This is a genomic window from Nonomuraea sp. SBT364 (assembly GCF_001083785.1).
In the GTDB taxonomy this organism is placed as follows: domain Bacteria; phylum Actinomycetota; class Actinomycetes; order Streptosporangiales; family Streptosporangiaceae; genus Nonomuraea.
Genome location: NZ_LAVL01000063.1, coordinates 1 through 12,966, shown reverse-complemented (window position 1 = coordinate 12,966; position 12,966 = coordinate 1). Strand labels below are relative to the sequence as shown.

9 protein-coding genes and 1 pseudogene are annotated in these 12,966 nt (G+C 70.1%); 4 read left to right on the top strand and 6 right to left on the bottom strand.

Annotated elements, in window-relative coordinates:
- Positions 1-4: 4 nt before the first annotated feature.
- From ADY59_RS25485 to ADY59_RS25470, 4 genes are all read right to left on the bottom strand, one after another.
- Positions 5-3,262 (bottom strand): AfsR/SARP family transcriptional regulator, encoded by a 3,258-nt coding sequence (locus tag ADY59_RS25485; RefSeq protein ID WP_049566563.1) that lies wholly within the window; start codon positions 3,260-3,262, stop codon positions 5-7.
- A 29-nt stretch (positions 3,263-3,291) separates the two neighbouring features.
- A complete protein-coding gene (locus tag ADY59_RS25480) occupies positions 3,292-4,242 on the bottom strand; it encodes an AraC family transcriptional regulator (protein WP_049566561.1) in 951 nt (316 codons plus the stop codon).
- 266 nt (positions 4,243-4,508) lie between these two features.
- Entirely contained in the window at positions 4,509-5,003 is a 495-nt protein-coding gene (locus ADY59_RS25475) for an HPP family protein (RefSeq protein WP_049566558.1), read from the bottom strand.
- Positions 5,000-5,866 carry an alpha/beta fold hydrolase gene (locus ADY59_RS25470; RefSeq protein ID WP_049566555.1) on the bottom strand — a complete coding sequence of 289 codons (867 nt, stop codon included), beginning with the start codon at positions 5,864-5,866 and terminating at the stop codon, positions 5,000-5,002. Before ADY59_RS25470 ends, ADY59_RS25475 begins: the two co-directional genes overlap by 4 nt.
- Before the next feature lie 88 nt (positions 5,867-5,954).
- Between ADY59_RS25470 and ADY59_RS25465 the strand changes: the two genes are divergently transcribed.
- On the top strand, positions 5,955-6,470 hold the full coding sequence (locus ADY59_RS25465; RefSeq protein WP_049566553.1) for a CGNR zinc finger domain-containing protein: 516 nt from the start codon (positions 5,955-5,957) through the stop codon (positions 6,468-6,470).
- Between the two features lie 15 nt (positions 6,471-6,485).
- On the opposite strand, the gene ADY59_RS25460 is transcribed toward ADY59_RS25465, so the two are convergent.
- Positions 6,486-7,529, bottom strand: a complete 1,044-nt coding sequence (locus ADY59_RS25460) for a saccharopine dehydrogenase NADP-binding domain-containing protein (RefSeq protein ID WP_049566551.1) — start codon at positions 7,527-7,529, stop codon at positions 6,486-6,488.
- A gap of 858 nt (positions 7,530-8,387) precedes the next feature.
- Here ADY59_RS25460 and ADY59_RS25455 point away from each other — a divergent pair.
- Both ADY59_RS25455 and ADY59_RS25450 read left to right on the top strand, forming a co-directional pair.
- Complete coding sequence (locus ADY59_RS25455) at positions 8,388-9,908, top strand: DNA primase family protein (RefSeq protein ID WP_053175150.1); 1,521 nt, start codon at positions 8,388-8,390, stop codon at positions 9,906-9,908.
- Positions 9,905-10,309: a DUF6009 family protein gene (locus ADY59_RS25450; RefSeq protein WP_049566549.1), complete on the top strand. Its 405-nt coding sequence runs from the start codon at positions 9,905-9,907 to the stop codon at positions 10,307-10,309. The genes ADY59_RS25455 and ADY59_RS25450 overlap by 4 nt, the downstream gene beginning before the upstream one ends.
- A 477-nt stretch (positions 10,310-10,786) precedes the next feature.
- On the opposite strand, the pseudogene ADY59_RS25445 reads toward ADY59_RS25450, so the two are convergent.
- Positions 10,787-11,647, bottom strand: a pseudogene (locus ADY59_RS25445) (IS256 family transposase); the annotation flags it as partial.
- 125 nt (positions 11,648-11,772) lie between these two features.
- Here ADY59_RS25445 and ADY59_RS25440 point away from each other — a divergent pair.
- Positions 11,773-12,693, top strand: a complete 921-nt coding sequence (locus ADY59_RS25440; RefSeq protein ID WP_049566547.1) for a phosphotransferase — start codon at positions 11,773-11,775, stop codon at positions 12,691-12,693.
- Positions 12,694-12,966: the final 273 nt, after the last annotated feature.

The window sequence follows — 12,966 nt, the reverse complement described above, 5'->3', positions numbered from 1 at the left end:
GAGGTCAGATGCGTTCGCGGTGATCGAGGAGGTGGGCCACATGGTCGTCCCCGCCCGCCGCGCCCCTCTCGAATTCCGCGGCGAACCCCTCCGCCCCGAGTGCCGCGCGCGCGGCGGAGCTGATCCGGTCGACGTCTTCACGCTCGGCCTCGGGGAGCGGCGCCCCGGCCTGCCGCCGCGACGCGTCGGCCGTTCCCAGCAGCCCTGCGGCGCGGTCAGGGTGCCCGGCGAGCACCAGCGCTCCTGCCAGCCCCTCCAAGGCGAGGGCGACCGCTCGGGGATCACCGGTCGCCCGGGCCGCAGCAAGGCCGCTCAGATGTCTGTCCCAGGCACTCCGGGCGTCACCGCGAAGTTCGGCAACGAACCCGAGCTCGGTGAGGAGCAACGCGTTCCCCGGCAGGAAGACGATCTCCTTGTGCCAGTCGAGCAGGGACTCGAGCATCCTCTCCGCAAGATCGAGTTCGCCCTCCCTGCGTGCCGTCAGGGCCAGGCCGCACTCGGCGTACACCTTGCCCGACTCGTAGTTCTGCTTGATCGCCAGTGTCCTGGCCTGTTCGTGGAGCTCACGAGAGCGAGTGAAGTCGCGAGACAGCAAAGCTATCCGGCCCAGGCCCGACAGCCGGTCGACGACGTCGGTCCAGCTGCCGAGCTCTTCCGCCATCCGCAGCCCCGCACGATGCAGCCGGGCCGCTTCGCCGTAGTCACCCTTGACCTCCGCCAGTGAAGCCAGCGGGTAGGTGCTCTGCAGCTGCCCCCAGCGGTCACCGAGATCCCGGAAGAGTTCCAGGCTCTGCGCGCCGTACTCCCTCAGCGCCTCGAGGTCGCCGGCAGCCCTGGAAAGGTTGGTCAGAGTGCTCGACGCCGCGGCTATTCCCCACCGATCGTCGAGCGCCCAGAGGGCGGCCAGCGCTTGCTGGGCCAAGTCCTTGCTCGTGGGCAGATCCGCCGCGGTGCTGTAGATGGCGTAGCCCAGGAACCACTGGGCCCGGGCCCGCTCGCTTGGGTCATGGATGGCGTCGGCGGCCCGCCGCCACTCTTGCGCATGCCGGCGCCAGGCGGCTCCGCCATGGGCCAGCAGGCTCATGGCCGCGACCCAGGCCATGGCCACGGCCCGGAGCGAAGCGGGCGCGTCGCCGGTGGCGGCCAGGGCTCGCCGCAACGACGCGAGCGCCTCGCACAACCGCCCGCGAAGGAACCAGAACCAGGCCAGGGCATTGACCAGGACGAGCGCGGCGGCGGCATCCCGCCGTACGAGATCGTCGAGCGCCCAGCGAAAGTTGGCGCTCTCCCGGTCAAGCCGGTCGAACCATGTTCGCTGCTCGCGCCCGCGCAGCAACGGCTCGGCCCGTTTGGCCAGCTCCACGTAGTACTGCCTGTACCGGTCCTGGATCCGGTCGAGCTCACCGGCTTCCCGGAGCCGTTCCTGGCAATAGGCCCCCACCGACTCAAGCAGTCGGTAGCGCACCCCCGTCGGCTCGTGCATGGGGACCACGAGCGATCGGTTCACCAGCCGGGCCAGCAGATCGAGGACGTCCTCGGCGGGCACGCCCGCCCCGCCGCACACCGCCTCGGCAGCCTCGAGCGTGCAGCTCTCCGGGTGTACGGACAGGCGGCGCAGCACGGCGCGCTCAGGCTCGCCGAGGAGATCCCAGCTCCAGTCGATCATGGCGCGTAGTGTCTGCTGCCGGGTGGGGGCCGTCGAATGCGTCACGGCCAGCAGGCGGAACCGGTCGTCGAGCCGGTCCACCAGCTCGCCCACGCCGAGCACGTGCATGCGCGTGGCTGCCAACTCAAGAGCCAGCGGAAGTCCGTCCAGCCGCCGGCACAGCTCCGCGACGCTCGCGGCGTTGCCGTCATCGAGCTCGAAGGACGGCACGACGGCGGATACGCGCTCGACGAACAGCTGTGCGGCGCTGGACCGTTCGAGCGTCGCCAGGCACGTCGCGGCCGACGGATCGGGAAGCGACAGGGGCGGCACCGGCCAGACCACTTCGCCGGTGACCCCGAGGGGCTCTCGGCTGGTCGCCAGCACCCGCAGCTCCGGAGCGTCCGCCAGCCGGCTTTCCACCAGTGCCGCGACAGGTTCCAGGACATGTTCACAGTTGTCCATCACCAGCAGGACACGCTTGCCGGACAACGCGTCGGCGAGGTGTTCCAGCACGGGTCGCACCTCGGCGCCGAAGCCGGTCGCATCACGGACCCCCATGACGCCCGTCACCTCCATGGCGATCCGTACGGCTTCCGCCGAGTGCGGCGAGGGCGGCTCCCCGGGTTTCGCCGGCGGCAGCCCGGCGAGCTCCACCAGCCACACCCCGTCGGGAAACTCGTCGGCCATCTCGCGCGCCGTTTCCACCGCCAGGCGTGTCTTGCCCACCCCGCCCGCCCCGGTCAGCGTCACCAGCCGATGCGTGGTGAGGCGTGTGCGCACCTCGCCCATGGCCTCCTGCCTGCCGACCAGCCGGGTCAGGGGGACGGGCAGATTCGTGGACGGAAGGTCCACGGAGCGGGGGGCGGCCAGCGCCGGATCCTGCTCCAGGATCGACTGATGGAGGGCGGTCAGCTCGGGTCCGGGGTCCAGACCCAGCTCGCCGGCCAGGCGGTCGCGCAGTTCCTGGTAGCTGGCCAGCGCATCCCCCTGGCGACCGGCACGATACAGCGCGCGCATGTGCAGGGCCCGCAGCATTTCGCGCAGCGGGTACTGGTCGACCATGTCGCTCAGCTCGCCCAGCACGATGTCGACCTCGCCGAGTTCCAGCCGGGCCTGTGCGTGAGCCTCCCAGGCCGCGAGTCGCTGTTCCTCCAGACGATGGGCGGCCGGCCTGACGAAGTCCTTCTCGGCGAAGTCCGCGAAGGCGGGGCCTCGCCAGAGAGCCAGCGCCTCCGCCAGAAGCCTCGCGCGAAGGGCGGGATCCTTGCGCTCTTTGGCCTGCGACAGGAGAGCGGCGAATTCCGTGGAATCCACCGTTGCGGGGTCCGCGGTCAGCAGGTATCCCGACGGGCGGGACACCACCAGATTCTGGCCGCCCTCCTCCGCCTCTTCCAGGGCGCGACGTAGGCGGGAGACCTTCAACTGCAGCGCGCTCATGGGATTGGCGGGAAGATCGTCTCCCCAGAGATCATCGATCAGGCGGTCGGACGCCACCGGTTTCCCGATGTGCACGAGAAGATCGGCCAGCAACGCCCGGACCTTCGTCTCCGGTATCGATGCCGATCTCCCGTCCCGATCCCATACCTGCACCTCACCGAGCACCCCGAAGCGCATATCCCCAGGTTAACCCAGCATCACCTGGCTCAGCCCGGATGGGGGAGCCTCACGGCCCTGTCGTCGCGCTGCCTCCGGTATCTGCCGGGCGGCACCCCGAACTCCCGCTTGAACGCCTTGGCGAAGGCGAACTCCGAGGAGTAGCCGCCACGTTCGGCGACGACGCGGAGCGAGACGTCGCTGGTGGCCAGGAGCCGGCTGGCGACGGTCATGCGCCACCACGTCAGGTAGGCCAGCGGCGGCTGGCCCACGACCGTGGTGAAGCGCCGCGCGAAGGCCGCGCGCGACAGGCCGGCGCGCGCGCCGAGTTCCTCCACCGTCCATGGACGGGCGGGTTCGCGGTGCAGGGCGTGCAGGGCTGTGGCGATCGCCGGGTCGGCCAGTGCGGCAGCCCAGCCGGTGACCGCCTGCTCGCCGTGCTCGTGCAGCCAGGCGCGCAGGATGTAGAGCAGGAGAGAGTCGAGCAGCGCCGGCACCAGCGCGTCGGAGCCGGCCCCCGGCCGTTCCAGTTCGGCGCCCAGCAGTTCGACGGCGGCGCGCAGTGCTGGATGTGTGCCGATCCTGGCCGGCAGATGGACGACGTCCGGGAGTCCGCTGAGCAGCGGGTGTGCCCGCGTTCGGCTGAGCTGGTAGGCGCCGCACAGCATGAGCGTGGCCGGGCTCGCGCCCTGCGGCGACTCCGTCTCTTCGCTCAGCACCCAGTTCCCGTCCTGGTCCTGGATGACGTCGATCAGCGGCGTCGCGGGATCGTCCGCGATCGCGTGCCCGCGTCCGTGCGCCAGGAACACCACGTCGCCGGGGGAGAGCGGGATCGGCTCCCGTCCGGACAGCAGGAGCCAGCAGGAGCCTTGCAGGATGACGTGGAAGCCGGCGCCGTCGGAGGGCGCGAACCGCATGCCCCACGGCGCGGGCATGAGCGTGCGCGAGGAATGGGGGACACCGGTGCGCATGGCGATGATCGCGTCACTGAGCAGGTCCATGGGACGACTTTATCCCTGAATCCAGAGATAAAGACGATGGGATAGAAATGTCGCGCTTCAGCGCACCATGCGACCTGCCCGATGCCCGGCGGCCCGGCTCGATCCTGGTAGACGGGCCCGTCCGCCTCGGTCAGCGGTCTGGCGACGCGGCGGCCGGCACGCAGGCCGATGATCTCGCCCAGGAGGGAGATCGGCGGGGCCGCAGGATCGTGAGCGTGAACGCCGCCCTCGTATCCGCCGACCCCGCCGGCCGGTCGTGGGGTGCCTCAGAGCCAGTAGGCCGGGTAACGCTGCCCGGGCAGCATCCTGCCGAGCGCCACCCCGCCGGCGATCACCAGGATGCTCGCCGCCACGACGGGGGTGAGCAGGTAGAGCGGATCCGGGGCGCTCATCCCGACCAGAGCGGCCGTCGCCGTGGCGGGCGGATGCGGCGCGCGCAGTAGCAGCATCGGCGCCGTCGCGAGCGCCGCTGCCACGGCTGCCGTCCACACCGACGGGCCCGCGACGGCGACGCCGCCCAGCGCGGCCAGCGCCCCGCTCAGATGCCCGAGCACGATGCTGCGCGGCTGCGCGAACGGCGCGCCTGGAGCGAGTGCCACGATCCCGGCGCTGGCCACGAACGGCAGGGCGAACAGCCCCAGCCCCGTCACCTCCGTGACGGCCGCCAGCAGGAGCAAACCGGCGAGCGTGGCCCCGGTGGAGACGAGCACGCCCCGGACCGGCGCGCGGGCGGCGCGCCGGCGCCGCGTGGTCCCCGTCATGGCCGGTCCGGCAGGCCGCGGAGGAAGTCGCGGACGAGCCCGGCGATCTGACGGCCGCGGGTCTCCAGGGCGAAGTGGCCGGCGTCCAGCAGGTGGACGCGGGCGTCAGGGAGGTCACGGGCGAAGGCGCGCGCGCCGTCCGGGCCGAAGATCTCGTCGTTGCGGCCCCAGACGGCCAGCAACGGGGGCCGGTGCTCGCGCAGGTACTGCTGCCAGCGCGGGTAGAGCCCCACGTTGGTGCCGTAGTCGCGGAAGAGCGCGAGCTGGATCTCGTGGCTGCCCGGCCGGTCGAGCAGCGCCTGGTCGAGCGCGGCCTTGTCCGGGTTGACCAGGAAGACGTCGGGCACACCGTGGGCGTACTGCCAGCGGGTCGCCTCCGGGGTGAAGGTGGCCAGCAGCGGCGCCAGATCTGCGCCGGCGGGATCGGCCCACACCCGCTTGAACGGCTCCCAGAAGGGCGTCAGTCCCTCCTCGTAGGCGTTGCCGTTCTGCGTGATGATTCCGGCGATCCGCTCGGGGTTCCGCACGGCCAGCCGGAAGCCGACGGGCGCGCCGTAGTCGTGCACGTAGAGGGCGTACGAGCGCAGCCCGAGGGAGTTGAGCAGCGTGCCGACCACGTCGGCGAGACGGTCGAAGGTGTAGGCGAACTCGGCGGCGGCGGGCGCGGAGCTGTGCCCGAACCCCGGGTAGTCGGGCGCGATCAGGTGGAACTCGTCGGCCAGCTCGGAGATCAGCTCCTGGTAGGCGATGGACGAGGTCGGAAAGCCGTGCAGCAGCACCAGCGTGGGTGCCGACGGGTCACCGGCCTCGCGGTAGAAGACGTCGAGTCCGTCGATGACGGCAGTGCGGTAGCGAAGGGTCACAACATCCTCATAACCGGTCAAAGTGGTTTAGACGGTTAAGTGATAGCATGCTGGTCGATAACCGGTCAAATGCGCTTCAGGGGTTAATATGAGAATCCGGCCGCTCCGGGGCGAGCCCATGGGGCTGGACCTGGTCGACACCGTGTGGATGGAGCAGGGCAGGCTCATCGACCAGTTCGATGACCTCGACGGGGTCCGCGCCTGGCTCGCCGATCACGACCTGCCCGGTGCGGACGCCGCCGAGCGGGCACGCGAGCGGCTCGTGGCCGCCCGCGACGCGATGCGCGCCCTGCTCGGCGGCGGCGGTCCCGACCGGCTCAACGCCGTGCTCGACCACGGCAACCGGCGGCCGCGCCTGGGCGAGGCGGGGCCGTACGAGCTCGTGGTGGTCGACGCGCCCGAGTGGCACGCGGCCTGGACGGCGGCGGCCGACCTGGTGCGGGTGCTGGGCGAGCGGCCGGAGCGGGTGCGCAAGTGCGCCAACCCGCAGTGCGTGCTGTGGTTCCTCGACGTCAGCAAGAACGGCAGTCGCCGCTGGTGCTCGATGGAGGTCTGTGGCAACCGGTCCAAGGTGGGCCGGTTCAACCAGCGACACCGACCGTGATCACGACTGCAGCCGTTACATCACGGCATCCACGTGCCAATCGACGTCGTGGGCGGCGGCCAGATGGCCGAGGAAGTCCGCCGCGTCGAAAGCCTGCGCCGGCGCCAGCACGCCCGCCGGCGCGCCGCCGGCCGCGAGGCGGCGGGCGGCCTCGGTGGCGATCACCGCGGTCGCGCCGTACGCGTCAGCGCCCGTCACCCGGCCGCGTGCACGGCGGCCGTCGGGAGCCGTGGCCTCGGCCAGCATCAGCCAGCGGTCGGCGCGGCGGTCCTCCTCGTCCGGGACCTCGGGAACACTGTCGATCAGGTCTTCGGAGAACGACGCGATCAGGTCGGCGACCTCCGTCCTGATCACGCTGCGCACCCGGCCAGCGCGAACATGCCGCGGGATGGTGGCCAGGCCGGGCAGTGCGAAGGCCGACACCGGCACCTCCTCCTCCGCGTGCCGTATGACCAGCGGGGGGCGTTGCGCCGGATCGGTGACCCGGTACCAGGCACCGTCCGCGTACTCCACCGGCCCCTCCGCGAACACGGCCGCCATCGTCCGCACGGTGCCCCGCGAGGCCGCTCCCTCCGACGACCTCAGATCGGCGATCACCATCTGGGCCGGGTCGGCCCCGAGCCGGTCCGCCACCAGGCGCGCGATCATGTCCCCGGGGCCGCCGTCATCGGCCATGCCCGGCACCACCGCTACCCCGGCCCGCGCCGCGGCCGCCCCGAACTCCTCCAGCACCCGCCGGATGTAGCGCTGCTCGCCGGTGGTGTCCACGTACGGCACACCCGCGGCGATGGCGGCACGGATGACGGGCGCCCCCAGCGCGGCGAACGGCCCGGCGCAGTTGACCACGACCTCGCAGTCGCGCAGCACATCGGCGAGAGCGTCGCCGTCGTCGAGCGCGGCCACCCTCACCTCGGCGGCGGCGGCACCCACCTCGGCGGCCACCTTGCGCAGGCGTGCCTCGTCCCGGCCGGCCAGCACCGGGGTGAAGCCGCGCCGGCGCACTTCGGCCACTGTGAGCCGTCCGGTGAAACCGCTAGCCCCATGCACGGCGATCCTCATCGCGTTCCTCCTTGTAGGCTGCGGCACACGCTAGATGAACGGCTGGTCCGGGCCCATGTCCCGCCGTCTGGGGACTATGTCCCATCGTCCAGCCACCACCGGGGTTGCTCTTCGTGATCGTCGCTGAGGGTGGCGGCGGGCGCAGGTGTTTGCCCCGATACGGGGCCTGAGTCGCTTGAGTCGCTGTTCGTCCCGGCGCCGATGTTCAGCGCATAGAGAACGCAGCGACCAGAGACTCAGCCTCCCCGGCCCTCTTCAGTCGCTGCCTGTTGAGTCGCTGGCCGAAACACCAGGTCAACGCCATCTTCGCCCCTCGGAAAGCGACCGAAGCGACGCTGGGTAGGGATATATGTCTTCACTAGAGAGATTCTCTGACGACGTCATAAGAACTGACTCTCAGTAGCTTCAGTCGCTCCTCCCTGGCTGTAACAAGGCTTCTACCAGGCATTCCTTCGATGGCGGCAGCAGCGACTCAAGCACCAACGCCATGAGCGACTCAACTTCAGTCGCTGCCGTGTCCCGGAGGCGCCATGCCACGCTCCTGCCATGGTGTCGGCTAGTCTGTACTACCGTCTTCGAGTCCCGGTCGCTTCAGTCGCTTCAGTCGCCCACGTACACCAGCATTGGACATGGATCCGCAGGCAGCGGGTCCAGACGATCCGCCGCCGAGCCCGCTACGGGAAGGGATCATGTGACGCAGCGACTTCGCCACGACGCTCACCATCCCAGACCCGCCTCTCCCCACACACGGCCCGCGGCCGTGCCGGTAGGGCCTCGCCGAAGCCGTCGACACTCCGAGATCATTGTGTGTCGCGGGACCGCGGACCCGCGTAGCGCGAACCCCCTCCAAGGACGACCATGACCCCCTCAACCGGCCCGGGGGGCTTCGACCCGGTGGCCGCAGCTCAGCAGATCCTTGATCTGTCCGATGTCTCCACGGAGCAGCCCGCGGCGAGCGTACGCCTGACAGAGGAGCCCATCGCCTCGGGAAACGGGCTGTTCCCCGACTCGCTGACCGACCGCGGCAACGCCAAGCTCTTCGTGGGGCTCTACGGGCGGGACTTCCGGCATGTGCCGGGCATGGGCTGGTTCCGGTGGGCGGGACATCGCTGGATGCTGGACGAGAGCGACGCCGTCATGTGGGCGGCGGGCGAGATGGCTGAGCAGCTGGCAGTGTTCGACACGCGGGGCCGCCACACCTCGGCAGAGCTCCGGCGCCACCGGCGCCGAGCGTTGTCGACCACCGGGATGAACGCCCTGCTGACGCAGGCCAAGTCCGCGCCAGGCATGGTGCTGTCGCCCTCGACGCTCGACGCCGACCCCTACGCGCTGTGCACGCCGGCAGGTGTGGTAGACCTCCGCACCGGTCAGATCTCGCCGCCGGACCCGGCCACGCATCTGCACTCGCGATCCACCACGCTGGCCCCCGAATCCGCACCCACGCCTCGGTGGCATCGCTTCCTCAAGGACACCTTCGGTGACGACGCCGACGGCCGGCAGACGATCGACTTCCTCCATCTCCTCCTGGGCTACTCGATCACGGGTGACGTCGGCGCCCAGGTGATGCCGTTCCTGTACGGGCAGGGCAAGAACGGCAAGTCGGTCCTGGTCGAAGTGCTGCTTCAGCTCATGGGCGACTACGCCGACGCGGCCCCGCCGGGCTTCCTCATGGCCAAGACCTTCGACGGGCATCCGACGGACCTGGCCGAACTGCATGGGCGCCGCATCGTCGTGTGCTCGGAGCTCAAACCGGGCGACCGTTTCGACGAGGCCCGCGTCAAGCTGCTCACGGGCGGGGACAAGATCAAGGCCCGCCGGATGCGGCAGGACTTCTTCAGCTTCGACCCCACCCACCACCTCTGGCTGCTCGGCAACCACCAGCCCGAGGTCACCACGGGTGGTTTCGCGTTCTGGAGGCGACTGCGGCTCATCCCGTTCGAACGCGTCGTGGCGGAAGAGCACAAGATCGACAACCTCGCGCGCATCCTCGTCCAGGAGGAAGGCGCCGGCATCCTCGCCTGGCTGGTCGACGGAGCCCGCCGCTATCTGAACGGCGAAAAGGACTTGTCCGGCCCGCAGCGGGTAAGACTCGCTACTGACGCCTACGAGGCAACGGAGGACGTGGTCGGACGATTCATCGCGGAGGCGTGCAAACTCGCCCCCACACTGCGTGCTGAGCAAGCGCATCTTTACACTGCCTACACCCGCTGGTGCGGAAGTGAAGGAGCCACCCCGGTGTCGGCCCGGGCTTTCGCGGCGCGGGTACGTGACACGCTCGGGATGGCCTCACCGAAGGAAATGCTCCTGTCCAACTCTCGCAAGTTCTATCCCGGGCTCGGCCTGATCTCCGAGCTCGGTGGTGAAGGGCTGCCGCGATGAGTGCTTCCATCGATCCCGACGACCTCAGGCACGAGACCGAGCTGGTGTGGCTCGAGGACATCCAGGACCTCGACTACGTCCGCCAGAGCCTCGACCGGCTGCCGAGCCGCCGCCGCAAGCCCGCCTACCACCGAGATGGCCGCATGGTCGGCTACGCGGTGCTCGGGCCGGGGGCGAAAGGCTCTCCGGCCTCAGGGACGTTCCGCCGGCGGGTGTTCTGGCTGGCCCCCCACGACCGCGATCAGCAGCCGACGGGGTTCTACTCCACCGGAGCACCGGTGGAGGCCATCGATCCCCGCACGCTCGCACCCAGGATCCCGGGCCGGAAAACCGAACGTTCCGAAGGCGGCCCTCCCTCGCCCGCCATGGTCGAGCTCGGGATCACCCTCGACAAAGCCTGACCCGTGCGGGTGACCACATCAGTTCGCCGCCCGCCCTCGATTTCGAGCCTGCGCGGACGCGTCCGCTGGCAGGAAGACGGCGGAAGATGGCAGTCCACTCCCTTGGCCCGCTCCCGTCGCGGCACCAGGATGGTTCTGCGGGCATTCGGTGACCGGATGCATGCGTCACACCCCATGCCGGGCGCTTTGCTCTCGTTGACTGGCGAGGCGTCCGGCACCCCCGCTCCCGGCGACTGCTGGGCCTCTCTCTGACTCTGCGAGCGAGAGTCGGCCCCCCCATGCTCCTGGCCGGGAAGCGGCCTGAATGTCCACACCCCTCCCTTCCGCCGGGCTCGGCGCCCATGACACAGTCCTGAGGGTGTGGTCACGTCCACGGACGTGGTGTATGAATCGATCTTCGCGTGATCCTGTTTCTGCAGGTTAAGCGGTGAGTGTCTGCGGGAGCGAGTTCTGGGTGGGTGTGTCGCTGCCGATCACTGCGTCGGGCTGGTCGAAGATGGTGCGCACGAGGGTGGCCACGAAGGGCTGCGCGGACTTGCTGACGCAGGTCAGGAGATTTCGCAGGTAGTGGCTACGACATCTTTGCCAGCAGGCGCCCGCCAGCGTGGCGCCGATCGCGGCCACCAGGCCGGCGTGGCAGTCGGAGATGACCAGTTGCACTCCGGACAAGCCACGGGCGACCAGGTCGCGCAGGAAGGCCAGCCAGCCCGCGCCATCTTCGGCGCTGGTGACCTGCAGGCCGAGAATCTCGCGTCGGCCGTCGGCATTGACGCCGGTCGCCACCAGCACGTGCACGTTGATGATCCGGCCGCCCTCACGCACCTTCTGCGTCAGCGCGTCCAGCCACACGAACGTGTACGGGCCGGCGTCGAGAGCGCGGGTGCGGAAGGCTTCGACCTGGGCGTCCAGCGTCTTGGCCATCTGCGAGACCTGGCTTTTGGAGATGTGCTTGATGCCGAGTTGCTCGATCAGCTTGTCGACGCGGCGGGTCGAGACGCCCAGCAGGTAGCTGGTGGCCACGACGCTGATCAGCGCCTGCTCGGCCCGCCGCCGGCGTTCCAGCAGCCAGTCGGGGAAGTACGAGCCCGAGCGCAGTTTCGGGATGGCCAGCTCGATCGATCCCGCGCGGGTGTCCCAGTCGCGGGTGCGGTAGCCGTTGCGCCGGTTGGTCCGCTCCTCGCTGCGCTCGCCGTAGCCTGCCCCGCACAGGCTGTCGGCCTCGGCCGACATCAACGACTCGGCCATGGTCTTCACCATGGATCGCAACAAGTCGGGGTCCCCGGTCTCGATCTGCTTCGCCAGCCACTGCCCGGGCGTCACACTGTTGTCCGCGGCCATCACGTGCCTCCTTCGATCTTGGGTTTGCGCCTTCGAAGGATCACGCGATGGCCGTCACCATTTCACGACGCCACGCCTCTTGACCAGGTCAAACTCGTACACCACTCCCGTGGACGCAACCGAGGGTGTCGCTGGACGAGTTGCCTGAGTGGTTGCCGGCTTGGTGCCTTGACCATCTGGGCGGCGAACCCGCCGATGTGTTGTTCCGGTCGCAGCAGGTCTCGGCAGTGTTCGGTCTGCGGTTGGCCGGTGGCCGGGACGTGGTGGTCAAGGCGCGTGCCGACGACGGCCGGGCGGCGTCGTGCGTCGCGGCGCAGGCCCGGCTGGCCGAGCGCGCATTTCCCTGTCCCCGGCCGCTGACGCCGGTGGCCGGTGTCGGTGCGCTGGCCGTGCACGCTGAGGAATACCGGCCCGGCGGCGAGGTGCTGCACGGGGACTCGCCGGACATGGCGGTGCGTTGCGCGGAGGTTTTCGCTCGGCTGATGGCCGAACTCGCCGGCGTGACCGTCGCGCCGCCGCTGCCGAACCCGCCCTGGGTGCGCTGGGAGGAGACCGGTGCCGGGACGTGGCCGGCGATCGACTTCCTCGACCGCCTGGACCAGAGTGTCGTGCCCCGGCACATCGTCGAGGCGGCTGAGCGGGCCCGGGGGCGGCTGCTAGCCGGCGGTCTGCCGTGCGTGCTCGGCCATGCCGACTTCGAGGCGCAGAACCTGCGATGGCGGGGGCGGCAGGTGTGGGCGGTGCACGACTGGGACAGCCTGGCGTGGCAGCCGGAGGCGGCGCTGGTGGGAGCGGCGAGCGGGTCGTTCGCCAGTGCCGGGCCGCCGGCGCTGGCCCCGATCGAAAGCTCCGAAGTGTTCCTGGCGGCCTATCAGGGCTTTCGGGGACGCTGGTTCACGCCCTCGGAGCTGGAGATCGCGTGGGCGGCGGGCGTGTGGATGGCTGCGTACAACGCCCGGGAGATGGCACTGTGCGGTGGCTCCCCGGCGGGCGGCGATGCGCTGCGGGCACAGGCGGCCGGACGCCTGCGCCGAGCGAATGCCTAGCCCGCAGGCGATCCCGGAGAGCGTCCACTCCGGCCCGGACGGGCGATTGGCAGGATTCCGTCGATGACTGGCGGGCGATCTGCCGAGCGGGACCGGAAACGTTGGCTAGAAAAGATGGGGTGTCGGTTCAGACCAGCAGCATCAGAGACGCGCAGGAGGGACCGTGCTGACCGCGTTTACCCGGGCGTTCCGGACGCCGGACCTGCGCAAGAAGTTGCTCTTCACGCTGGGCATCATCGCGCTTTTCCGGCTCGGCTCGGTTCTTCCGACTCC

Coding starts and splice junctions, on each gene's coding strand:
- ADY59_RS25450 (WP_049566549.1), top strand. CDS start 9,905: ATGAGTGCTTCCATCGATCCCGACGACCTCAGGCACGAGACCGAGCTG.
- ADY59_RS25455 (WP_053175150.1), top strand. CDS start 8,388: ATGACCCCCTCAACCGGCCCGGGGGGCTTCGACCCGGTGGCCGCAGCT.
- ADY59_RS25485 (WP_049566563.1), bottom strand. CDS start 3,262: ATGCGCTTCGGGGTGCTCGGTGAGGTGCAGGTATGGGATCGGGACGGG.
- ADY59_RS25460 (WP_049566551.1), bottom strand. CDS start 7,529: ATGAGGATCGCCGTGCATGGGGCTAGCGGTTTCACCGGACGGCTCACA.
- ADY59_RS25475 (WP_049566558.1), bottom strand. CDS start 5,003: ATGACGGGGACCACGCGGCGCCGGCGCGCCGCCCGCGCGCCGGTCCGG.
- ADY59_RS25465 (WP_049566553.1), top strand. CDS start 5,955: ATGAGAATCCGGCCGCTCCGGGGCGAGCCCATGGGGCTGGACCTGGTC.
- ADY59_RS25480 (WP_049566561.1), bottom strand. CDS start 4,242: ATGGACCTGCTCAGTGACGCGATCATCGCCATGCGCACCGGTGTCCCC.